The 22,074-nt window shown below is 62.7% G+C and carries 20 protein-coding genes and 1 pseudogene; 12 read left to right on the top strand and 9 right to left on the bottom strand.

Translation table 11 applies throughout. From position 1 onward, the window contains the following. Positions 1-8: 8 nt before the first annotated feature. From LDL28_RS01575 to gspG, 8 genes are all read right to left on the bottom strand, one after another. Positions 9-1,253, bottom strand: coding sequence for a transglutaminase-like domain-containing protein (locus LDL28_RS01575; RefSeq protein ID WP_233056901.1), 1,245 nt, complete (start codon positions 1,251-1,253; stop codon positions 9-11). Between the two features lie 265 nt (positions 1,254-1,518). After that, positions 1,519-2,124: a prepilin-type N-terminal cleavage/methylation domain-containing protein gene (locus tag LDL28_RS01580; RefSeq protein ID WP_233056902.1), complete on the bottom strand. Its 606-nt coding sequence runs from the start codon at positions 2,122-2,124 to the stop codon at positions 1,519-1,521. Beyond that, positions 2,121-2,537 carry a type II secretion system protein J gene (locus LDL28_RS01585; RefSeq protein ID WP_233056903.1) on the bottom strand — a complete coding sequence of 139 codons (417 nt, stop codon included), beginning with the start codon at positions 2,535-2,537 and terminating at the stop codon, positions 2,121-2,123. The genes LDL28_RS01580 and LDL28_RS01585 overlap by 4 nt, the downstream gene beginning before the upstream one ends. After that, positions 2,534-2,959 carry a prepilin-type N-terminal cleavage/methylation domain-containing protein gene (locus LDL28_RS01590; RefSeq protein ID WP_233056904.1) on the bottom strand — a complete coding sequence of 142 codons (426 nt, stop codon included), beginning with the start codon at positions 2,957-2,959 and terminating at the stop codon, positions 2,534-2,536. The genes LDL28_RS01585 and LDL28_RS01590 overlap by 4 nt, the downstream gene beginning before the upstream one ends. Continuing rightward, positions 2,946-4,202: a type II secretion system F family protein gene (locus LDL28_RS01595; protein ID WP_233056905.1), complete on the bottom strand. Its 1,257-nt coding sequence runs from the start codon at positions 4,200-4,202 to the stop codon at positions 2,946-2,948. Before LDL28_RS01595 ends, LDL28_RS01590 begins: the two co-directional genes overlap by 14 nt. Continuing rightward, on the bottom strand, positions 4,202-5,938 hold the full coding sequence (locus LDL28_RS01600; RefSeq protein WP_233056906.1) for a GspE/PulE family protein: 1,737 nt from the start codon (positions 5,936-5,938) through the stop codon (positions 4,202-4,204). Before LDL28_RS01600 ends, LDL28_RS01595 begins: the two co-directional genes overlap by 1 nt. Then, a complete protein-coding gene (locus tag LDL28_RS01605) occupies positions 5,923-6,708 on the bottom strand; it encodes an A24 family peptidase (protein ID WP_233056907.1) in 786 nt (261 codons plus the stop codon). Before LDL28_RS01605 ends, LDL28_RS01600 begins: the two co-directional genes overlap by 16 nt. 10 nt (positions 6,709-6,718) lie before the next feature. Further along, the gene (gene gspG / locus LDL28_RS01610; protein WP_233059146.1) at positions 6,719-7,126 is read right to left on the bottom strand and encodes a type II secretion system major pseudopilin GspG; all 408 of its coding nucleotides are present in this window, start codon (positions 7,124-7,126) and stop codon (positions 6,719-6,721) included. Between the two features lie 114 nt (positions 7,127-7,240). On the opposite strand from gspG, the gene LDL28_RS01615 reads away from it, so the two are divergent. The 8 genes and pseudogenes from LDL28_RS01615 to LDL28_RS01650 all read left to right on the top strand — a co-directional run bounded on the left by LDL28_RS01615 (position 7,241) and on the right by LDL28_RS01650 (position 16,866). Next, positions 7,241-7,657 carry a lytic transglycosylase domain-containing protein gene (locus LDL28_RS01615; protein WP_233056908.1) on the top strand — a complete coding sequence of 139 codons (417 nt, stop codon included), beginning with the start codon at positions 7,241-7,243 and terminating at the stop codon, positions 7,655-7,657. Between the two features lie 347 nt (positions 7,658-8,004). Then, entirely contained in the window at positions 8,005-8,829 is an 825-nt protein-coding gene (locus LDL28_RS01620; protein ID WP_233056909.1) for a PilN domain-containing protein, read from the top strand. Further along, complete coding sequence (gene gspM / locus LDL28_RS01625; protein WP_233059147.1) at positions 8,829-9,443, top strand: type II secretion system protein GspM; 615 nt, start codon at positions 8,829-8,831, stop codon at positions 9,441-9,443. The genes LDL28_RS01620 and gspM overlap by 1 nt, the downstream gene beginning before the upstream one ends. Then, a complete protein-coding gene (locus tag LDL28_RS01630; RefSeq protein ID WP_233056910.1) occupies positions 9,440-10,069 on the top strand; it encodes a hypothetical protein in 630 nt (209 codons plus the stop codon). Before gspM ends, LDL28_RS01630 begins: the two co-directional genes overlap by 4 nt. Positions 10,070-10,107: 38 nt before the next feature. After that, positions 10,108-12,396, top strand: coding sequence for a type II secretion system secretin GspD (gene gspD, locus LDL28_RS01635; RefSeq protein WP_233056911.1), 2,289 nt, complete (start codon positions 10,108-10,110; stop codon positions 12,394-12,396). 77 nt (positions 12,397-12,473) lie between these two features. Further along, positions 12,474-13,232: a type II secretion system protein GspK gene (locus tag LDL28_RS01640; protein ID WP_233056912.1), complete on the top strand. Its 759-nt coding sequence runs from the start codon at positions 12,474-12,476 to the stop codon at positions 13,230-13,232. A gap of 402 nt (positions 13,233-13,634) precedes the next feature. Then, positions 13,635-15,221 (top strand): annotated as a pseudogene (locus LDL28_RS01645) (glycoside hydrolase family 68 protein); the annotation flags it as partial. Between the two features lie 88 nt (positions 15,222-15,309). Next, positions 15,310-16,866 carry a glycoside hydrolase family 32 protein gene (locus LDL28_RS01650; RefSeq protein WP_233056913.1) on the top strand — a complete coding sequence of 519 codons (1,557 nt, stop codon included), beginning with the start codon at positions 15,310-15,312 and terminating at the stop codon, positions 16,864-16,866. Positions 16,867-17,032: 166 nt separating this feature from the next. Here the strand turns inward: LDL28_RS01650 and LDL28_RS01655 are convergent, their stop codons facing one another. Further along, entirely contained in the window at positions 17,033-18,592 is a 1,560-nt protein-coding gene (locus LDL28_RS01655) for a carbohydrate porin (RefSeq protein WP_233059148.1), read from the bottom strand. Between the two features lie 360 nt (positions 18,593-18,952). Here LDL28_RS01655 and LDL28_RS01660 point away from each other — a divergent pair, with 360 nt between their 5' ends. From LDL28_RS01660 to LDL28_RS01675, 4 genes are all read left to right on the top strand, one after another. Continuing rightward, the gene (locus LDL28_RS01660) at positions 18,953-19,294 is read left to right on the top strand and encodes a metal-sensitive transcriptional regulator (protein ID WP_233056914.1); all 342 of its coding nucleotides are present in this window, start codon (positions 18,953-18,955) and stop codon (positions 19,292-19,294) included. Between the two features lie 196 nt (positions 19,295-19,490). Continuing rightward, positions 19,491-19,700 carry a heavy-metal-associated domain-containing protein gene (locus LDL28_RS01665; RefSeq protein ID WP_233056915.1) on the top strand — a complete coding sequence of 70 codons (210 nt, stop codon included), beginning with the start codon at positions 19,491-19,493 and terminating at the stop codon, positions 19,698-19,700. Between the two features lie 101 nt (positions 19,701-19,801). Further along, a complete protein-coding gene (locus LDL28_RS01670; RefSeq protein WP_233056916.1) occupies positions 19,802-20,173 on the top strand; it encodes a hypothetical protein in 372 nt (123 codons plus the stop codon). 79 nt (positions 20,174-20,252) lie between these two features. Further along, positions 20,253-22,040, top strand: a complete 1,788-nt coding sequence (locus LDL28_RS01675) for a copper resistance system multicopper oxidase (RefSeq protein ID WP_233056917.1) — start codon at positions 20,253-20,255, stop codon at positions 22,038-22,040. Positions 22,041-22,074 lie beyond the last annotated feature (34 nt).

Genomic DNA, 22,074 nt, shown 5'->3' on the forward strand with positions numbered 1-22,074 from the left:
TATTTGTATTATGTTTTTGCCATATATCTTATTGTTTCTTTTTCCACCCTGTTTTCCGTTTCGACGGTAACGTAATCCGTGTGCAGGGAATGCCCGTCCAGATCCACCAGGTCGATCTTCACGGCCCGGCCTTCGGTGGTCTGCAGAACGCGCCAGCCCGGGGGGATGGGTATGCCAATCGGGCCGGTACAGGCACGGGGCAGGCACTGGCTGATGAGACGGGCATCGACCCGACCGTAAAAATAGTCGCGCCAGTTCACGTCCTGCCCCCCGCGTGAGAGATCCCAGCTCATGAAGTCAAAGGGAAGCCAGCCACGTTCGTCCATGTGGATTTCGGCCCAGTAATGCATGGTGGGTGAGCGGGGATACAGAAAATTGCCGCTGACCAGCCGCGCCGGAATCCCCCGCGCCCGGCACAGGGCCACAAGAAACGCCGATGCCAGATGGCAGTCGCAGCACCCGCTGGCCAGAACCCAGTCCAGCGGTGCATTGGCGGGAATCTGGTCATAATGCACCGGACCGGCCAGAAAGTTATCGAGAATGAAATCCCAGAACGCGCGCACCGCACCCGCGGGTGGCTGCGTTCCGGCCAGATGCCGGGACAGTGCCGCAACCGGGTCGGTAATGCGTATCAGTCCTTCCGCCGGTTTCAGGTAAAGCGCGGGATCCGGGGGGCTGTCCTCCATTACGACCGGCCGTGGAACAAAGCCGACCCGTGCGCCAAGCCATGCCTGCGCCCTGTCCGTGGCGCGGAGTTGAAGCTCCAGCCTGCCATCGGCCAGTGTGCAGGTTTCGCCCTCCGATGCAGGCAGGGGGTGGATATCAAGTTCGCTACAGCGGCTGGCCAGTGGCAGGGGCATGCGCAGGCGCAGGGTCCGGCCCTGCGTGGCCCCGCGCAGGCAGAAGCGGCGGCGCAGGGTCACGTCCAGCCTGCCCGGTGGCCGGGCGCGCAGATCCTCCACCAGCCGACGGCTGGTTGTAACGTAATGGGCGGCCCAGAAACCGTCCTGCCCCATGCGCCCGGCGTTTTTCAGGTGGTACACAACCTCGACCGGGTCGAACAGGCGCGTGCCCTGTGCAGTCATGCGTACGCCCAAGCCGCCCTTTACCCAGTCCCCAAGCGCCTGGCGCGCCGTAGCGCGGATGGTATCCGTTGGTTCGAAAAAGGCCCAGCCCAGAAGCATGAGGGCGTCAAGGATGCGGGGCTCATCAATCGTGCGGTAGCGATCGTGAAACTGCGGGCCTGTCGGCATTCGTGATGCTCCGCTCCGGGTGATGGGGGACGTGAGAGTGCTGGCCACTCCGTCCGTCGCGTGGACGGGTATGACGGTAATGGTGGTGAAATGGATCGGCTCCCCAAAGGGGAACAATCTGGACCATGCGGATATTGCGCCCGTCATGATAACCGTGATGTCGGCTTACGGTCCGGGTCGCACTGGCTAACGCATGAAAAGGGCACGGGATGCCCGCACAGGGTGAAAAACCATCGGCCTTCAAACCCGGGTGGAACAGCCGTTTTCAGTCATGGCGGGAACGCATGGGCGAAATGACGATATCCGGCCAGTGCCTGTCATGGCCATCGGCCGGGAAGATGCGAATGCGCACGAGATCGGGCAACTGGTCCTCGCCCCATGATGCCTGCCACTGCCCACGGGCAAAGTAGCTGATTTCCATCCGCGACACCTTCGGCATGAGAACGGCCTGCCGGGGCGGCGGGCGCGGGGTAAGCGCGATGGCGTGCCGGTGTACAAGCCATGTCAGGACCAGATCGTTCCCCTCCAGTGAAAGCCGCAGGTCGGACAGGCGCTCCAGGGGGGAGGGCGCGATGCCCGCGGGCACATGGCCACGCAGGGCGAGGGCATGCGCCGTGCCTGTCAGGGTGCGCGTATCGTCCTGGCTGCCGGGTTCCGCTTCTTCGATAAGGTGACGCAGCAACTGATCGGTTTGCGCCAGTTGGCCGCTGCTGGACAGTACGGCCTGCTGGCGCTGGAACAGGCTCAGGCCCGAGCGTGTCCCCTGTGTCAGGCCAGCCAGCAGGATGCCGAACACCACCAGCGCCACCAGCAGTTCCAGCAGCGTAAAACCGCCAGTGGGGCCGGAATGCTCGGGGGAGGGCCCGGTCATGGCGCCGGTCCCGCCGTCGCCCCGATCCGTGCGGTGCGCAAGGTGAGCGCGCGGCGGTCGGGCGCATCGTCATCCTTTCCTTCCCCTGCCGTCGCGGACCACGATTCCGTAATTTCGATGGCATAGAGCGTCATACGCCCGTTGCTCTGGGTGGGGGTTATGCGCAACTGCCAGTAAAAGCCGCCGCCATCTTCCTCCCCTTGCGACAGGGGCCTTATGGCAAGGCCATGCCCGACCACGGCCAGATGGGACTGCGCGCGGGACAGGGCCTCCATGGACCGTTCGGCCACGCGCGTCGCGCGCCACCCGTCCACCCCGCTTTGCCACACGGCGGTAAGGGACAGGCCAGCGATGGCGAAGGCCACCATGACCTCCAGCAACGTGAAGCCTGAATCGCGTCGTCGGGCCGTCATGGGGTGATCTGCCGCGTGGTGACATGGCCGGTCAGCGCATCCACGGCAATCGCGATCCGCCCTGCCGTGGACCCCAGCACGACCCTGCCGCCGGATGTGCTGCCATCGGGGTAGAAAATGGTTCTGGCCGGGGCGGCAATGGTTATGCCCGCCGGCAGGGCGGGGCGCGCGTGACCGTTCAGGCCATACTGCCCTGTGGGGAAGGCGGTGAACACAACGGCCCGTTCCGTGGTGGTCGCGCCCGTTCGCCCTTCACGCAGGGTGGCGGCGACCATTTCCGCCGCGACCCGCAGGTCCAGCGCGGAAGAGTGCAGCGGGCCACGTACGAGGATGAGTGAGGTCGCCAACCCGATCACCATAAGGACAATGATCATTTCCAGCAGGGTAAATCCGCCCGATCGGGCTGCTCTATTGCTGCGCAAGATCGTTCAGTCCAAGCATGGCGAGCAGGAGCGACGATACGATGCCCGCGATCATGGCCCCCATGAGGATGGTGATAAGCGGCACCAGCAATGCAACCAGCCGTTGCAGGCGCAGGCGAACCTGTTCTTCATGAATGGTCGCGGCCCGCAGGGCCAGCGGGCCAAGCTGCGCCGTGTCCTCCCCCAGACGTAGCAGATGGACGGTACGCGCCGGAAACAGGCCGCTTTCAGCCAATGTCAGGGAAAGCACGCCGCCATTGCGCGCGGTATCGGTCGCGCGCCCCACGGCCTGCCGGACGGCGCGATTGCCGATCACGTCATGCGCGATCGCCAGAGCGGCCAGCAGGGGCACGCCATTCATCAGCAGCGTGCCGAGCGTACGGGTAAAATGGGCGGCCGTGATCTCCCGCGCCAGCGTTCCCATAACCGGCAGCCGCAGCCACATCCGGTCCGCCCATAAGCGTGGCCCCCGCCGCTTGAGAAGGAACCGGGCCAGCAGGACCATGCACAGCGCCCCGGCCAGCAGCACCGCGCCGTCATGTTCCAGCCAGTCACCCATCGCGATCAGCATTCGGGTCGAACGCGGCAGGGTTGCATTGTTTTCGGCAAACAGGGGCACGAACTGGGGCAGCACCTGCGTCAGCAGCAGCACGACCGAGCCAATGGCGGCCAGCATCAGCATGGCGGGATAGATCATGGCGGACTGGATGGTCGCGACCAGACCGCGCTCACGTTCCATCATGCCCGCCAGATGGTCCAGTGTGGCGGGCAGGCTCCCCCCCGCTTCCGCCGCCCGCACCAGCCCGGCATACAGGGGCGGGAAACTGCCGGGGTGATGAAGGAGTGCCGCATGCAGGCTGCGCCCGTCGCGCAGGGCGGCGCGCACACTGTCCATAACGGTCCTGACGCGCCGGTTCGGCGCGGTTTCGACCAGAAAACGCATGGCCCGGTCCAGATCCTGACCGGCAGCCAGCATGACGGACAGCTCGCGCGTAAGATACGTCACATCCGTACGCCGCAGGTCACGGCCGCGCAAAGGCAGGTGGGCCATCAGCGCCAAAAAACGCGCCCGCCACCTGTCATGCCCGCCCCCGGCCTCGGCACGGACGGGCAGGTTGCCCTGATCGCGTATCCAGGCAATGGCCTCGTTCTGGCTAGTGGCGCTGACGGTGCCGTGTATGGTCTGGCCCGCGGGCGTGATGGCCGTAAAGTAAAACACCGCTGCGGAGGGCGCCTGCGCCATTACGCGCCATCCGACCGGATGCTGCGGGTGACTTCCTCGATCGTTGTGTGGCCCGCCAGCACCGCCTCAAGCCCGGCGTCGAACATCGGGACCATACCGGCATCGGTTGCCGCGCGCTCAATGGCGGCATGGTCGGCATGGGCGAAGACCAGCCGGGTGATCTCCTCATCCGGGGTCAGGAATTCGGCAATGGCAAGCCGCCCGGCATACCCGGTGGCCCGGCAATGGGGGCACCCCACCGGGTGGTACAGCATGATGGGGCGCAGGGCCGTGCGTTCTTCCAGCCCGAACCGCGTGATCAGTTCCCCCGGCGCGGGATGCGCCACCCGGCAGTGCAGGCACAGGCGGCGCACCAGGCGCTGCGCCATCACACCGCGCAGCACGGCTGTCAGCAGGTAGTCTTCCACCCCCATGTCCCGCAGCCGCACGATGGCCGCGGCCGCCGAGTTCGTATGCAGGGTGGACAGGACCAGATGCCCCGTCAACGCCGCCTGCACCGAAATCTGTGCGGTTTCAAGGTCACGGATTTCGCCCACCATCACGATATCCGGATCCTGACGCAGGATGGCGCGCAGAAGGGTTGCGAAATTCAGCCCGATCTGGGGCTTGACCTGCACTTGGTTGATCCCGGCCAACTGGAATTCAATGGGGTCTTCAACCGTCACGACGTTACGATCGACCGTATTGAGTGTCAGCAGGGCGGAATAGAGTGTTGTCGTCTTGCCCGATCCCGTGGGACCGGTGACAAGGACGATGCCGTTGGGAAGCCGGAGGGTTTTCGTCAGCGCTGCGATCACGCCGGGGGCAAGCCCGAGCGCGGTGTAGTCGAACGTGACAGCCGAGCGGTCCAGCACGCGCAGCACCACCGTTTCCCCATGCAGGGAAGGGAGGGTCGAGACGCGAAAATCCACCTCCTGCCCCCGCACGGGCAGGCGGATGCGTCCATCCTGTGGCAGGCGGCGTTCGGCAATATCCAGCCGCGCCATGATCTTGATGCGCGAGATGATCGCCGCCGTCAGTTGGGCGGCGGGGCTTTCCGCTTCCTGCAACAGGCCGTCATTGCGGTAGCGGATGCGCAGCCGGTCCTCAAAGGGTTCGAGATGGATGTCCGAGGCCCGGCTTTCGACCGCGCGGAAAATGATCTGGTTGACCAGGCGGATAACCGGCGCTTCGGACGCCATGTCCCGCAGCCGTTCCGCGTCCTCCTCCAGCGCGCTAGCGCGATCCGGTTCCGCCGTCGGCTCCGTATCGGGGTAGAGGCGGTCGAAGGCGGCCTCGATTTCAACCGGAACGGCAACCGCCATATTGACCGCAAGGCCCGTGGCCGCTGTCATGGCGGCCCGGATAAAGGGGTCCAGTGGGTCGGTAAGGGCAAGTGTAAGGGTCGTATCCGTACAGGCCAGCGGCAGGGCGTGGGTATCGCGCAGGAAGCGCATCGGCAGCCGGTCGGGCAGTACCGGCGTGGCGGGAAACTGGTCGGGCGTGACCAGCGGGATGCCAAGTAACGCGGCATAGGCTTCAGCCAGTGCGCGTTCGGAGACAAGGCCGAGGCGAAGCAGGGCGATGTCCGCCCGCCCGCCCATTTCCTCTGCCGCCCGCCGCCCGCGTTCCAGTGTGCGCGCATCGCACCGCCCGGTTTCATGCAACAGGTGTAGCAGGCGTTCCTCCACCAGCGGGACGACAAGGCTGCCCTCCGTCATGCTGGCGGGATGCGGCGCGCTCATGATGGGGCCCATGGGCCGGAATCCAGCAGGTACAGGACCCACAGCACCACACCCAGCCCCGGGCCGAAGGGAATGCGCAGCGTGCGTGCGGCACCTGCGGCGGATGGCGCGATCAGGTAGGTGACGCCAGCGGCCAGCAGTGTCACGATGGCGGCCCCCGCAACCAGCACGGGCAACTGCGCGGATCCGATCCACGCGCCAGCGGCGGCCAGAAGTTTCGCATCTCCCTGACCCAGCCCGTCATATCCCCGCAGGCTGCGATAGGCCCATGCCACCAGCCGGAAACCCGCGTAACCCATCACGGCCGCCAGCGCATGGTCCACCAGTGCCGCGGGCTCCACCAGTTCGCATACCAGCAGTCCGCCCGGAACCAGTGGCAGTGTCAGCGCATCGGGCAGGCGCAGGGTGCGCAGGTCGATCCAGCCCAGCGCCAGCAGCGTCCAGCCCAGAATGCACCCGGCCCACAGGCGCGTCATATCGGGAGGCAATGGCGTATGGCCCCGCAGGCCGATGACAGCCACCGCCACCATGAGCGCGCCCAGTTCCACGGCGGTATGAAAGAAGCCGATCGGGGCCTGGCAGGTCCGGCACCGGCCCCGCTGCATGCCGTAACTGAGCAGGGGCAGCAGTTCATGCGGCCCCAGTGTGACATTACAGGAATCGCAGGCCGAACGCCCGTGCAGGACGGGCCGCCGCTGGGGCAGCCGCATGATCAGTACGCCAGCGAACGAACCCATGAAAGGCGCGACCAGCAGGGGCAGCAGCAACATTTCATCCATCATGCCGGGCGTCCTACGGATTGCAGATCTGATGGTCGGTCCCGTCGCTTCGCCCGCCGGGGCCTGTGGAACACAGGTCGTAGTCATGTCCGGCCCGTTCCGACGGGTTGCGGTAAATATAGGGGTGGTTCCATGGGTCGAGCGGCGCGCGCCCGTCCTTTACATAAGGTCCGTTCCACGTTTCGGTATCGGGCGGGCGTGTAACCAGTGCCTGCAGCCCCTCATCGGTTGAGGGGTAGGACCCGACATCCAGCTTGTACAGGTCAAGGACCTGCCCGATCCGCTCGATTGACTGCCGCGCGATGGATGTGCGCGCACCGCCAAGCTGGCGCAGGGCCGCAGGTGCGACCAGCCCGATCAGAAGGCCCAGAATGGCAATGACGACAAGAAGCTCGATCAGGGTAAAACCGGCGTCAGGCAGGCGCGGGGCGGGAGATGGACGATATTGCCGTGAGGTCGAAATAAAACCTCGACTTTTACTTCCGCCGCAAGGAATATCGGGCAACGCGCGATTATCCCCCCCACCGGAGGCATCATGGGTGTTCCCTATCTGGGTTGCATGGCGCTTGTCGCGACACTGTACCATCTGCCGCCGCGCGTCCTGCCCGCCATCCAGGCGGTGGAAGGGGGGTATCCGGGCCTGGAACACATGAATACGAACGGCAGTCGCGACCTTGGCGTCATGCAGGTCAATACCGTGTGGCTGGAACCGCTGGCGCGTTATACGCACCATTCGGCTGAAACCGTGTACAGGCGCCTGCGGGATGAGGCATGCTATAATATCGCCGCCGCCGGGGCGATCATGCGGGCGCATCTGGACAGGGCGCATGGAGTACTGCTTGAGGCTATCGGCAACTATCATTCCAATACTCCGGCCCTGAACCGGGCCTATCAGTTGCAGGTTCAGCAATCCGCCGCACGGCTGTTCGTTACGGTTGGCACCGCACCATAGGGGCGGCGGATCGTACTCCGTGGCGCACTGTCTTCATTTCACATCATTTCAGGATAATTGCGGCAGGAACAGGAACTCCTTCATTCCCTGCGAGTTCCCGCATCATGAACGCGCGCGATATTTTAGGCTGGTGGGTAAGGCAGATAAGCGATCTTCTTCCCATCCGCTTTCGCCGCGCGGAAGGGGCAGCAGGGGGGTATCAGGTCGAATACCGTTCCGATGGCGTGATTATTCATAAAAGTAATGAACAGGAAAATATTTTCCGGACTTCCTATTTACATGGCAGGGCAGAAAAACCGGATGGCGCGTGGGTATTTACGCAGACCGCAGCAGTCCTTCATGACGCCATGAAGGAGATGGTGAGCGTGCATGGCATGAACGACGCCATTCTTTATCCCGGCAATGATGCATTGCTGGAGCGGGAGGTGACGTTTCCCCTGCCGGCGGAAAGATCGCTTGAAAGCATCCTGTCATATGAAATGGATCGGCTGACGCCATTTGCCGCGACCGATGTGGTGTTCGGCTGGACGGTGCTGCGGCGCGATGCCACGGCGGGGCGTATCCATGTGCGCCTTTCGCTCGTGCCGCTTGCGGCGTTGCGCGGCCTGCCCGATATCCTGCGCGCAGCCGGTATCGTTCCGGCGGCCATTGAAATTCCCCGCCCCGACAGCACGCGCCTGCGCCTGCCGCTAACCCGGCGGCAACCGGGTGGGGGGCGGTTGCGTACCGCCATGCTTGCGGCCTGCGTGGCGCTTGCGGTGGTGGCGCTGGTGCTGCCCTTTGCACGGCAGGCACGGGAGAATGCCCGGTTGGACCGGCAGATGGCGGCCCTGCGCCCCGCTGCCGATGCAGCGGAACGGATACAGCAGAAATTGACCGGCGGGGCTTCGGGCCGCGCGATGGTTCGCGCGGAAGGCCAGCGCCTGGGGGATCCGCTGGCGGTGCTGGCGGCCCTGACCGATGCGCTGCCCGATGGAACCTACCTGACCGACCTGACACTCCGGCAGGGGCAGCTTCTTGTCAGCGGTCGCTCCCCCGTCAGCACGCGCGTCATTCAGGCCATGAGCGCCAATCCGTTATTCGCCACCCCGTCATTCGCCGCCCCCGTCACGCGCACCGAAGGCAGCGAGAGCAGCCAGTTCGCCATACGGGCCGGAATAACCGCGCGGTGATGACGCTCTTTCCAACAGGGCTGGCGGCGCAGGCTGCCTTGCCGGAGGGGCGGAAGGGCCGGGTACTGGCCGTCGGGCTGGGGCTGGTTTTCCTTCTCCTGTTATGGAACGTCGTGGTCATGCCGCTATGGGGCTGGTACCAGACCCGGGCGGAGGCATTGAACGCCAAGAGCGCCCTTGTCGCGCATATGGCGGCGCGCGCCGCCGCCCTGCCTGCCCTGCGCAGGCAGGCGGCCAGTGCGCCACCCGTTCCCGCATTCCTGCTCGAAGGTGCGAACGATACCGTCGCCGCCGCCGCGTTGCAGGAAAAGGTGCAGCAGATGGCGGCGGAACAGGGAACCTCCCTGTCCAGCGTGGAGACGCTGGGCGCGGTTTCCATGGGCCGTTACCGGCGCATTGGCGTAAGCATCGCAACGGTTACGTCGTTCCCGGCGCTCATTCATCTTCTGGATGCGGTGGAACAGGCTTCTCCCATCCTGCTTGTGGACGACCTGCAATTACGCGGGGCCGAAGGCAATGCGGGCGGCAGCCCGATGCTTCAGGCCGCGATGACGGTCCTTGCCTTCCGGCGCGGGGACCAGCACGACGCCCCGCAGCCCCAGGTCGCGCCGTGATGCCGCCTGTCCCGCTGCGGCGACGGGTGGCGGAAGGGGTCGTTCCGCTTGCGCTGTGTGGGGGGGTGCTGGTCTGTATCATCGGGGCTGAACTTTCTGGGCCGGGCGGCGGGGCGCCCCCCATCCATGCGCCATCCACCATTCCCGCCCCCTTGCGCGGCGGGAGCGCATTGGCCGGGCGGCGGCAGGCCGACTGGGTTGCGACCATTCTCGCGCGCCCGCTGTTCAGTCCGTCCCGCCGTCTTTCCGCCGATGCGGCGCAAGGCGAACAGGCCCTGCGCCTGGCCGGGATCATCACAAGCCCCGCAGGCCGGAAGGCCATCTTCGCCGCGGCGGGAACGCCGGAAAAGACAGGCGCCCAAACCAGACCCGCACGGGGCATTCCCGTGGGGGAAGGCGGGCAGGCCGGCCCATGGCGGGTGCGCCATATCGGTGTCCAGACGGTCGAGGTGGAAGGGCCATCCGGAACCCTGAGCCTGCGCCCCGAACGTGCCCATGCGGGCGGTGGAACCAGCCCGGACAGCATGGCGGACCCGTCAGCCCCTTCGCCTTCCGATGATGACATCGTGATTCCAGAGTCCCGCTTTCCCGCTGCTCCCCCCCGTCCGGACCCGCCACATCCATGATTCATCCCCCGGTTTTAAAAACAGGAAATTTCAACCCGATGCGGAACAGGATTAATGGCATCGTGATTTCATGCCTGCTGCTGGCCGCGTGTGACCAGAGTGACCGGCCCAAAATCCAGCCGCTGTCCGAACCCACGCTTCTCGATGGCGCGCGCGCGCCCCTCGTGAATGGCAAGGTGGGTTCTCCCGACCAGCCCCTGCCCGCGCAGGTCAGCTATGGCAGGGATACGCTGCCCCGCCTGGCACGCAACATAACCCAGGGGCAGGGCGGGACCATAACGCTCGATTTTGCCGAGACCGACATACGCGATGTGGTGGCCCAGATCCTGGGCGGCATACTGCATGTCAACTACACCATCGATCCGGCGGTGACCGGCGCGGTCACGCTGCATACGGCAGCGCCCCTTCTCCCGACGGAGGTGCTTCCCACGCTCCAGATGCTGCTGGCGGAGGTTGGGGCCACGCTGAGCCGGACCGACAACCTGTACCGCGTGCTGCCATCGGGCGGCAAGGCGACGACTGGCGGTGGCTCGGGCGGGGTTGCCGGGCTGGCTGATGATGCGGCGCTGGCGGGCAGCAGCATGGTTTCACTGCGCTATGCCGGGGCGGAAGATCTGGCCAAGGCGCTTCAGCCGTTTTTGCAGTCGGGCGGGCGGGTGACGCCGGTGGCGGGTGTCAATGCGCTGCTGGTCAGCGGCGATCCGGTCACGCGCGATACGATCCTGAGCCTGGTCCATGCCTTTGACGTGGATATTCTGGCCGGGCAGTCCTATGCCCTGATACCCGTGGCCTCCGGCGGGGCAAAGGACGCCGCCACCGCCTTGCAGGAAGCATTGCACGGGCGTGGCGGCGCGCTGTCACAGGAGGTGCGGGTCATTCCCATGGCGCGTGTCGATGCGGTGCTGGTGGTTGCGGCCTCCACCCGTTATATCGACGATGCACGGCGTCTGTTCGACCTGATCGAGCGGACCCGCCGTACGACCATGCGCAACTGGCATGTCTATTACCTTCAGAACACCAATGCGAATGACGCGGCCTACGTTCTCCAGCAGGCCTTCACGCCCGATGACGTCACGGCGCAGCCAACCCAGCCCCCGCAACCCAATATTCCCGGCGCGGGCGGTCAGCTACCCGGGCAGGGCGGCGGCGGGCTTATGGGAGGGGGCCTGACCGCCGGGGGGCTCGCGACCGGGCAGGGTACGGGCGGTGGTGGCCTGATGGGGGGGGGCATGGGGGCTTCATCCCTGCTGGGGCAGCCCCAGCAGCCCGCGACAGGCACGGGGCAGGCGGCGAACCAGAACCCGCTGCTGGGCGGGCTGGACACCAGCGCGGGTGGCGGGGGCGGCAGGCAGCACGGCATGCGGATCATCCCCAGCCAGCAGCATAATGCCCTTCTGATCTACGGGACCGATCAGGAAAACGATACGGTGGAGGACATGCTGCGCAAGATCGACATCCTGCCCATGCAGGTCCGTATCGACGCCGTGATCGCGGAGGTGCAACTGAACGACGCATTGCGCTATGGCACGCAGTTTTTCTTCAAGTCCGGGGGGATCAACGGCGTGCTCAGCGGCAACAGCCAGACCATCACCACCGGCACGCTGGCCACGGCCGCATTCAGCCATACATTGCCCGGGTTCATCATTGGCGGGGCGAGCGGCGGCGGGGCTCCCTTCGCCATAGATGCGTTGCAGAACGTGACCAAGGTGCAGGTCCTGTCGTCACCCCAGATCATGGTTCTGGATAACCAGCCCGCGCGGCTGCAGGTCGGGCAACTGGTACCTATCCAGACCGGATCGCAGTCCAGCACGATCGGCACATCCATTTACAACCAGTTCACCTACCAGCCCACGGGGGTCATCATGCAGGTGACGCCACGGGTCAATAATGGCGGGCTGGTCACGCTGGATATTTCGCAGGAGGTCAGTTCCGTCAACGCCACATCCTCCAGCACCATCAACCCGACATTCAACGACCGCTCCGTCACGTCCCGCGTGGTCATACAGGACGGGCAGACCGTCGGGCTGGCGGGGCTGATTACCGATAACTCCTCACGCAACAACAGCGGCGTTCCGTGGTTCAAGGACATACCGGTTCTGGGTTTCCTGGCGGGCAACCAGAGCAATAACCACCAGCGCACGGAACTGCTGGTGCTGATAACCCCCCATGTCCTTCACGACCAGCGCGACGCGCAGGCCCTGACCGAGGACATGCGCGAGACGCTGACCACCGCCGCCGCCGTGCCCGCGGATCTGGCCCGGATGCATTCAAGCGGCAGCGCCGACCCGCAGGCGCGCATAAGGCGGGGCGTGGGCCTTGGACCATGATGCGCGGGGCACGCCCCGGGCATGATGAAAAGAGGGAGGGGGGGTTCGCGTTACTTATCGTTTTATGGACAATGGTGATGCTGTCCTTCCTCGCCTTCGCCATTGTCACGTCGGGACGGCGGCAGGTGCGGATGGCGGCGGTGGAACGCCTGCATGCGCAGCTTCAGGCGCAGGCCGATGGCGGCATATGGGAGGCCGCTTTCCACCTGCTTGATACATCACGCGCGCACTGGCGCGCGGATGGGCGGATCCATCGGGTGCGGCAGGGTCGGGTCACGGTGGAGTACCGCATTGTCAGTGAGGCGGGCAAGGTGAACCCGAACCTCGCCTCCCCCGACCTGCTGGCCGCATTGCTGCGCGCCGTGGGCACGCAGGCCCGCATGGCGCAGGAAATCGCCGCCAATATCCGCGCATGGCGCTTTCCACTCCAGCAGGGGAGCGCGCCATCCACCGGGAGTACCGCCGCCTACGCCGCCGCCGGCCTGGGCTACGGACCACCCGGCGCCCCGTTCCAGACAAACGGGGAAATTGCCCTGGTCCTGGGCATGACGCCCGTGCTTGCCCAGCAGATCCTGCCCTTTCTGAGCGTGTACTGGGATGCGGACCCCGTGCCGTCCCTTGCCGGGCCGGTCGTACGGCAGGCACTTGCCATGGCGGGCGGGACCCTTACCCCGGATGATGAAGCCCGTAGCCAGACCATTGTGGGCATAGATGTCGTGGTGAGCGACATATCGGGCACGCGCGCCCTGCGCCATGCGGTCATAACGACACGGCAGGGGGAGGGATATGGTTCTTCCATGAGAATTCTGCAATGGAACAGGCCGGAAGATTATTGATTCGGTAATACAGCCAATACATTCATGAAAAATATTTTTACAATAAAGAAACTTGCCAGATCTCTCCCCGTTCGAGCAGCGAGCGCTAACTGATGTACCAGGCATTGCTACGGAAGATGACATCTTCCGGAAAAATGGCATCTAGCGCGATAAATGCTTCATATTTTGAAGATGTTGAATGAATCCTGGGAAATATAGTGTGTTCTCAAAAGTAACGTTGGATCCCTGAACCTGTTCTTTCGGCCATATGTCCGAAGGCAGGACGTGCTTGATGCCGGAGGACGTAAAATGGAAATTACAAATAAAAAATCTGCTACGGTTAAAGAACAGTCTTTCCGTTCCAGTAAGCCCTTGCGAAAAATGCGATGGCTCCTGCTCGGGGCGGCCGTGTTATCCGCCACCATGATGGGCGGCAGGCCCGTGGCGAAGGCCCAGAGCGCCGGTTCGGGTGTGTCGGGCTATCCCCTGCCCACAATCCATACCCAACAGGCCTACAGCCCGTTCGATACGTTTACATCGCGCTGGACCCGCGCCGATGCGCGCCAGATCAAGGCGCGATCCAGCCTTACCAACCCCACCGGCGGCAACTCCCTGCCAGCCCGGCTGACAATGCCCAGTATTCCCGCCAATTTCCCCCAGACCAACCCCGATGTATGGGTATGGGATACATGGACACTGATTGACGCACAGGCCAATCAGTTCAGCTATAACGGGTGGGAAGTCATCTTTTCCCTGACGGCCGACCCCAATGCGGGCTATACGTTCGATGACCGGCATGTGCATGCCCGTATCGGATTTTTCTATCGCAGGGCAGGAATTCCGGCTGCGTTGCGGCCACGCAATGGCGGGTGGATCTATGGGGGCCACCTGTTCCCCGATGGGTCCAGTGTGAAGGTGTTCGGCTCGACAACCCTGACGAATAACGCGGAATGGTCCGGTTCGACCCGACTGGTGCGCACGGGCGACAACCATGTAAGCGTGTTCTATACGGCGCTGGGTTTCAACCGCACGGCGGATGGAACAAATATTACGCCGCCTGTCGCCATTATTTCAAAAGCGAACGGCACCATCCATGCGGATTTGCGGCATGTATGGTTTACCGGTTTCAATAACCACACGCCCCTGTTGCAGCCTGATGGGGTTTATTACCAGACAGGGCAGCAGAACGAGTTCTATTCCTTCCGCGATCCGTTCACGTTTGTGGACCCCGCCCATCCCGGTTACACCTTCATGGTGTTTGAGGGGAATACGGCAGGTGAGCGTGGCGCGCGCGACTGCACGGCGGCCGATCTGGGCTACCGCCCCGGCGACCCCTATGCCGAAAACCTTGATGATGTCCTGAATTCGGGAGCGACCTACCAGAAAGCCAATATCGGGCTTGCGGTCGCCCTGAACAAATCATTGAGCAAATGGCGCTTTCTGCCGCCCCTTATTTCCGGCAACTGCGTCAATGACCAGACCGAGCGACCGCAGATATATATAAAGGATGGTAAATACTATCTGTTTACCATAAGCCATCGTACCACCTTTGCCGCCGGGATTGACGGGCCGGATGGATCTTACGGGTTCGTGGGCAACGGTGTCCGCAGTGATTTCCAGCCCCTGAACTGGGGCAGCGGGCTTGTTCTGGGCAACCCGACCGACCTGAACCAGGCGGCCGGTTCCGATTTCGACCCCAACCCGTTGCAGAACCCGCGCGCATTCCAGTCGTACTCGCATTACGTGATGCCGGGCGGCCTGGTGGAATCGTTTATTGATACGGTCGAAAACCGCCGTGGCGGTGCGCTTTCGCCTACGGTCCAGATCAATATCAATGGCGCGAACACCGCGATCAACCTTGCATATGGGCGCAATGGTCTGGGCGGATATGGTGATATCCCCGCGAACCGGGCCGATGTGGATGTCGTTGCCTTCCTTCAGGATCTGCGTTCGGGCAATGACTCCAGCGTGACCAATCCCCTTGTCGCTCTTGCATCGCTGGGGCAATAATGTTTCTTGAAATGATCGGGTAGAGTCATTGATAAAGAAATGGGTGATGGGCATGTCTCTTTTCTGCGCTGCGATGACGGGATCAGGCATGGCAGCGCAGAAAGCCGACGCCGCACAGGATGCGGCGCAATCGGGTGGAACACCCCAGTGGCGCCCCTTATTACATTATACACCGCATAAATACTGGATGAATGACCCGAATGGACCTGTTTTTTATAAAGGGGTCTATCATCTTTTTTATCAGTACAACCCCATGGCGGCTGAATGGGGCAATATGTCCTGGGGGCATGCCACCAGTACGGACCTGCTGCATTGGCACGAACATGAAGTCGCCATGGCGTCCCGTCATGACAGGGACATTTTTTCCGGATCGGTCGTGATCGACCGCAATAATACATCTGGATTGGGCACGGCGGAAAACCCGGCAATGGTGGCGCTCTACACCAGCGTGTTCAAGGCTGGCACCGGCCACAGGCCGGGCATTCAGGCGCAGTCCCTGGCCTACAGCCTTGATGGCGGTTCCACATGGCGGATGTATCAAAAAGACCCGGTACTGACACTTTCCCCCGATTCAATGCAGTTTCGTGACCCCGGTGTGAGCTGGTATGAGCCGGGGGGATACTGGGTCATGACAACGGTCGTGGCGGACGCGCCTGTCATCAAGCTTTACAGATCCGACAACCTGATCGACTGGACGTTCCTGAGCGATTTTGGCCCGGCGGGTTTCATACGGCCCGGCATGCTGTGGGAAATGCCGACCCTGTTCAGCCTGCCGCTGGATGGCGATCCGTCGCGACGGAAATGGATCATGATGGTTGGCGTGAACCCGTGGAGCATCGCGGGCGGATCAGGAACCGCCTATTTTGTCGGGTCGTTTGATGGCCGGACATTCCATGCGGAGGACCTGCCCCCGGACGGATCTGATCCTTCCTTATATGACTGGGCCGATCACGGGGCTGACCATTACGCGGCCATGCTGTTTTCCGACCGGCCGGGCAGCGCGCCACTTACCATCGGCTGGATGAATAACTGGGATTACGCGAACACGGTTCCAACCGAACCATGGAAAGGCCAGATGACCCTGCCCATGACGCTCGCATTGAAATCCATCGACAGCCGCCCCCGGATCTGCTTTACGCCCGATGCCCATTACACCGCATTGGTGGCCGGTCGCCGGGCCTATTCATTCAATGCGACACGCCTGTCCGCCGAGCGGCGGATACTGCCTGACAGCACACGCGGCGAGGTGCTGGATATTGACCTGCAAATACATGGGAAAGGCGCGCGTACAGCCGGTATCATCCTGCGTGCCTCGCCCGATGAGAAGACGGGCACGCGGATTGTCTATGATTTTGAGCATCATACCCTGTCGGTGGACAGAGCCCGCTCGGGGCGGACAGATTTCTCCCCGCGCTTCAGCGCTCAGCACATAGTCAACATGCCGCATGCATCAAGTATATCGGTGCATATTATTGTGGACCGGAATTCGGTCGAGGTTCTGGCATTGGAAGGTTCGGTCGTCATCACGGACCTGATTTTTCCCCCGGCGGATGCGGATCATGTGATCGCCTTTGCCGAGGGCGGTAGCGCCGAATTTACAAAATTGCAGGTTACGCCGCTCGATGACCACGGCACACATGATTAGCCAGTATTGATGCTGTTTGGACTTGGTTATTTTACAAAAAAGAAAAACCCGTTGTAAAGGAACGACGGTAGAATAGTCGTTTACTTTCCGCCATATTCCAGTATCTGGTTCATGTTGATTGATATTGGAATATAGCGGAATTACTGTATGATTACTGATATATGGGTTAGAATGTAATATTGCTGTGCAGGCCGAAGATCGCTTCATCCCCCACGCGACGCAGGCCGGTCCAGTCCGGCGTGCCGCCTGAAGGGTGCCACACATACTGGAAGTCCGGCTGCATCACCATCCATGGCGTCACCTGCGCCTGATAGGTCAGTTCCAGGTGGTTTTCATTGCCCTGCACCATCGTCTGGCTGTCCCGGTCGAACTGGCGCAGTCCCGAACTGGCGCGGCCGATGCCCCAGCCCAGCCCGATCGTGTCGTTGTCCCGCCCCCTGAACGGGGCCTTGAGGTTGATGCCCGCATCGATGGCGAAGCTGATCTGGTTACGGTCGCCGCCATTGCCCGTGGCGCGCGCGAACACACCCACCGAGCGGGGGGAAGTGAGCGAGGGCCGCCAGATCATCTGGTCGATGATGCCATAGACCATCCAGTTGCCCCGGTCCCAGCGCGGCGTCAGGTCGGACTGCGTGGGGCTGGCGGCCAGTGTGGCGGCCCCCAGCGAGCCGCCATGCTGGTTGTAGCGGTAATCGGGGAATTTGGCCGTATCGTAATACCCGCCCAGCTTGTAGATGCCCGGCAGGCCGGGGTTCTTTGTCGTGTTGGTCATGTCGGCGGGCTGGGGATTGAGCGCGTATTGCAGTTCGGTGATCAGCAGCGCGCCGTTGCCCATGTTGAACTGCGTGCCGCTGCCATCGTTGGTGGTCTGGCTGGTCGGGTCGGGATTATAGCCGCTGATGGAGCCGGTGGCCTGCTGGATGGGAATGGAGTTGTAGCGGTTGCCCGGGGGGTTGTCGTCGGCTGCGGCGAACATGAAGGTGAACTTCTCGCTGGGCCGGTAGCGGATGCGGATGGCGGGGGACGACAGCGGCCATGACGGGCCGCCGCCATACAGGTTGACCGAAGGCGCCATGGGCCAGCCGAAATTGGCGTTGAGGTAAAGCGAGGCGTAATCGCTGATCAGGAATTCGGTATCCAGATCCTGCTGCCCGATCTTTACATCCAGCTTTCCGTTCAGGAAGGACTGCTGGTACCACAGCTCGAACAGGCGGGTGGAGCGATCGGCCTCGAACCCGCTGACGGGGTTGAAATTGGCCAGATGATCCTGCGAGATCGAGCGCCCGCGTGTCTGGAGCGCGCTGACATTGAACAGGCCCCCCCTGAGCCCGAACAGCTTCTCGGTATCGACGGTCAGGGTGGGCATGGTCACGCCATCATAGGACGGGCCGGTGCCCGATCCGCCCGCGCCATCATTGCCCGATGCCGAACCGCCGGTGCCATTGCCCCAGACTTCGTCCACTTCCTGAATATCGAAAGTAATGCCGTGTTTATACAGCCATGGGCGCGCGCCACCCATGTCGCCCAGAAGATTGCCGCTGGTGTCCAGCTTGCCGTCGCCAGCTTCCTGTTCTTCCTTGGCGGCCTGGGCGCGTTCTGAATCCCGCAAGGTCGCGGGGTCGGTTTCATTGAGCAGGGGGGTCGAATTACCCAGTCGCGCCCGGTCTTCCTCAATCTGGGTCTGGGCATGGCCCGTTTCGGAAAGCACCAGCCCGAAACACAACATGCACGACCCGCAGCAAAGCCGGATCATGCTGTTGAAAGGCCGGTCTTTCCACGATGGCGCACACAGAGTGGACCCGCTAATGGCTTGCATCACGCACCTATGAAATTAATAATCGGTATCATTGATATTAATTATCAGTTATGCGGCAACCTTTTCGCGGTCAAGTGATTTTGCAAGTCTTTCGCAATAAGAGCCCGCATCTGAAATCTGAAAATCAGGTTTGTGACGAAAATGCCACATATGCTGGGGCAGGGCTGTGGGGAAAGGGGTATTTCACCTCACTTCGCGCCTCACTTCGTGCCGCTTCTCTGAAACAGCTTCCGGTGGTACCATGGCCCAAGCAGGATAAGGTGGAACGGGATGCCCCGACAGAAACAGCCGGCGAAGGAAGCCGCCAGTTGTCATCATTGCACGCCGGAGCCCGAGGCCAGAAAGGTCGAGCAGCCGCACAAGAAGGCACTGGTCAACCGTATCCGCAGGATCGAGGGGCAGGTCGGTGGTGTTCTGAACATGGTCGAGGATGATCGCTACTGTGTCGATATCCTGACCCAGATTTCGGCGGTGAAATCCGCGCTGGACGGGGTGGCGATCCAGATTCTGTCCACCCATGTCAGTGGATGCGTGCGCAAGGCGGTCATGGAAGATGGGGGCAGCACCGAGATCAACGAAATTCTGGGTCTCATACGCAAGATGATACGATGAACCGCAGGACGCACCCGGCAGGCCCGGTACATCAATCCGGTACATAAATGTTGCATATCCCCACGGCAATGATATCGGATTATGATATACCTATATAGGGTATGGACGCATCCTTTCGGCCTCCATGGTGTTTGAGCGGTTCCGGTGCCGCTGGTCACGCAGGGCGCGCGAAGGTGGGTGGAAAAGGAATATGATAATGGCAAGCACGGCACACCTAACGGTTGAAGGCATGTCCTGTGGCGGATGTTCGAGCAAACTCAAGGCGGCGCTGGAGGCTGTTCCCGGTGTCTCCGCGGTTGAGGTGCTGCTGGAGGGGGGAAAGGTGACGGTGGAGTACGATCCCGATACCGTCGATGTGTCCCGGCTGGTCAATACGGTTGAGGATACCGGCTTCGACGTTGTCTGACGACACGGCCCATACCGGGAAAAAACACTTTCCATCATACCCCCAAAGGGTATAATGGCCGTCATGTCTGGATGTGGTTCATCTGTGCACGGGAGCCCTGAATGGTCAGGACGCATGGCCGGATACTGATTGGTTTCCTGGCCTGCCTGCTCATGCAGGCGGGGCTGCTGATCAGTGCCTTCCCTGTGTCGGCGCAGGCCCACTCCCATCCCGCCATGGCGGGGTGTCACGACATGGCCCCGACGCATTGCACGCCGTCCCCTCATGTCGTGCCTGTGGGGCACGCGCATCATCAGGATCCGTGCTGCCATGTCCATCTCTGCGCATCCGACCTGTCATCTCCCGCGCCAGTCCAGCGGCTGGGCCAGCCGCCGGGTGTGAATACGCAGGCGTTCGGGTTCCACGAACAGGTGCGTCCCGTCGGGGGTGACTGGCTGCCCCCCCTGCGTCCCCCAAAATTCCGGAATGGCTGAAGGGCCACAGGCCCCGCATCGCGCCGCGCTGTCCCACGTTGGATAGTGTTTTCGCCAGCTTTATTTCCGGATTTTTCATATGTTCATACCGTCTCGTATCCGGGGCGGCCTGACACGTCGCCGTTTTGTCACGGGCCTTGGGGCCGGTGGCGTGATGGCTGCCTTGCCCTGTCCATCGCGTGCCAGCCGGGTTGTGTCCGGTACCGTGCCGCCTGCGTCCAGTGCATTGTGGAACATGAGTGTCAGCCGAAACCGCGTGGAAATCGAACACAAGGTTCTTCACCCAGCCTGTATGGGGGGGAGTGTTCCCGGGCCCATCCTGCGGTGGCGGCAGGGGGATACGGTCACCATCAACGTGACCAACACCCTTCGTGACGAGGACACGTCCATCCACTGGCACGGTATCCGCCTGCCAGCGAACATGGATGGCGTGCCGGGCCTGAGTTTTACCGGAATTCAGCCCGGTGAGACATTTACCTACCGCTTTCCCGTCCGCCAGAGTGGAACCTACTGGTACCACAGCCATTCCGGCATGCAGGAGGCGCAGGGGCTTTACGGCGGCATCGTGATCGACCCTGCACAGGCGGATCCCAATGCGTGTGAGCGCGATTACGTCATCCTGCTGTCCGAATGGACGGATGTCTCCCCCGCGGACATCATGAACAACCTCAAGATGCAGGACGACTATTACGTCTTCCGCCAGCGTACAGCGGCCTCTTTCCCGCGTGAGGCCCGTGCCGCCGGAAGCGCCATGGCCGCCCTCAGGGACCGTCTGGCCTGGTCACGCATGCGCATGGCCGCCACCGACATCGCTGATGTCACGGGTATCATCTACACCTATCTGCTCAACGGCCATGCGCCGGACATGAACTGGAATGGCCTGTTCCGCCCCGGTGAGAAGGTGCGCCTGCGGTTCATCAACGGATCCTCCATGACCTTTTTCGATGTCCGAATTCCGGGCCTTGAGATGCTGGTGGTGCAGGCGGATGGCAATGATATCGAGCCGGTGCCGGTGGATGAATTCCGCATCGGGGTGGCGGAAACCTATGATGTAATCGTCCAGCCCATGGATAACCGGGCCTATAGCATTTTTGCCCAGAGCGAGGACCGCACCGGCTATGCGCGCGGCACGCTTGCGCCGCGCGAGGGCATGGCCGGTCCCATCCCGCCCATGGATCCCCGCCCGGTACGCACCATGGTCGATATGGGCATGGGGAACATGAAGCCGGGCGAAAGCATGAAGGGCATGGATATGTCCGACATGAAACCGGATGATGACATGGCGGGAATGGACATGAAGGACATGGATATGTCCCACATGTCCTCCATGGATCACCCGCCGATGGAGGTGGATGACCCCGGCCCGCCGCCGCTGAATGTCGAAAACCAGAATGTCGCGAAAATGCCCGTGGACCGTCTCGGCAGCCCCGGCGACGGGCTGGAGGCCAACGGCCGTCGTGTCCTGAACTACCGCCAGCTTCGCGCCATTCGCCCCGGGGCGGACCAGCGCCCGCCCACGCGGGAGATCATCCTGCATCTGACCGGAAACATGGAGCGGTATATCTGGGGCTTCAACGGGCGGAAATTTTCCGAATCAGGGCCGATCCGCCTCCGCAGGGACGAGCGGGTGCGCTTTACCCTCATCAACGACACGATGATGGAACACCCCATTCACCTGCATGGCCTGTGGAGTGAACTGGAGAACGGGCAGGGCGCGTATCGCCCATACAAGCATACGCTCATTTCCCAGCCCGGCTCGCGCATGAGCTATCTGGTCACGGCCGATGTACCGGGCATGTGGGCCTATCACTGCCATCTCATGCTTCATATGGAGCTGGGCATGTTCCGCACGGTTATCGTGGCATGAAGCGGACGTTTTTCCTGGCGGCGTTCGTGCTGTC

This window comes from Komagataeibacter sp. FNDCR2 (assembly GCF_021295395.1).
Taxonomy (GTDB): Bacteria; Pseudomonadota; Alphaproteobacteria; order Acetobacterales; family Acetobacteraceae; genus Komagataeibacter.

Bases quoted from the DNA above. Each gene is read 5' to 3' on its own strand.
- LDL28_RS01575 (WP_233056901.1), bottom strand. From the start codon at position 1,253: ATGCCGACAGGCCCGCAGTTTCACGATCGCTACCGCACGATTGATGAG.
- LDL28_RS01580 (WP_233056902.1), bottom strand. From the start codon at position 2,124: ATGACCGGGCCCTCCCCCGAGCATTCCGGCCCCACTGGCGGTTTTACG.
- LDL28_RS01585 (WP_233056903.1), bottom strand. From the start codon at position 2,537: ATGACGGCCCGACGACGCGATTCAGGCTTCACGTTGCTGGAGGTCATG.
- LDL28_RS01595 (WP_233056905.1), bottom strand. From the start codon at position 4,202: ATGGCGCAGGCGCCCTCCGCAGCGGTGTTTTACTTTACGGCCATCACG.
- LDL28_RS01600 (WP_233056906.1), bottom strand. From the start codon at position 5,938: ATGGGCCCCATCATGAGCGCGCCGCATCCCGCCAGCATGACGGAGGGC.
- LDL28_RS01605 (WP_233056907.1), bottom strand. From the start codon at position 6,708: ATGATGGATGAAATGTTGCTGCTGCCCCTGCTGGTCGCGCCTTTCATG.
- LDL28_RS01615 (WP_233056908.1), top strand. From the start codon at position 7,241: ATGGGTGTTCCCTATCTGGGTTGCATGGCGCTTGTCGCGACACTGTAC.
- LDL28_RS01620 (WP_233056909.1), top strand. From the start codon at position 8,005: ATGAAGGAGATGGTGAGCGTGCATGGCATGAACGACGCCATTCTTTAT.
- gspM (WP_233059147.1), top strand. From the start codon at position 8,829: ATGACGCTCTTTCCAACAGGGCTGGCGGCGCAGGCTGCCTTGCCGGAG.
- gspD (WP_233056911.1), top strand. From the start codon at position 10,108: ATGCGGAACAGGATTAATGGCATCGTGATTTCATGCCTGCTGCTGGCC.
- LDL28_RS01640 (WP_233056912.1), top strand. From the start codon at position 12,474: ATGCTGTCCTTCCTCGCCTTCGCCATTGTCACGTCGGGACGGCGGCAG.
- LDL28_RS01650 (WP_233056913.1), top strand. From the start codon at position 15,310: ATGGCAGCGCAGAAAGCCGACGCCGCACAGGATGCGGCGCAATCGGGT.
- LDL28_RS01655 (WP_233059148.1), bottom strand. From the start codon at position 18,592: ATGTTGTGTTTCGGGCTGGTGCTTTCCGAAACGGGCCATGCCCAGACC.
- LDL28_RS01660 (WP_233056914.1), top strand. From the start codon at position 18,953: ATGCCCCGACAGAAACAGCCGGCGAAGGAAGCCGCCAGTTGTCATCAT.
- LDL28_RS01665 (WP_233056915.1), top strand. From the start codon at position 19,491: ATGGCAAGCACGGCACACCTAACGGTTGAAGGCATGTCCTGTGGCGGA.
- LDL28_RS01670 (WP_233056916.1), top strand. From the start codon at position 19,802: ATGGTCAGGACGCATGGCCGGATACTGATTGGTTTCCTGGCCTGCCTG.
- LDL28_RS01675 (WP_233056917.1), top strand. From the start codon at position 20,253: ATGTTCATACCGTCTCGTATCCGGGGCGGCCTGACACGTCGCCGTTTT.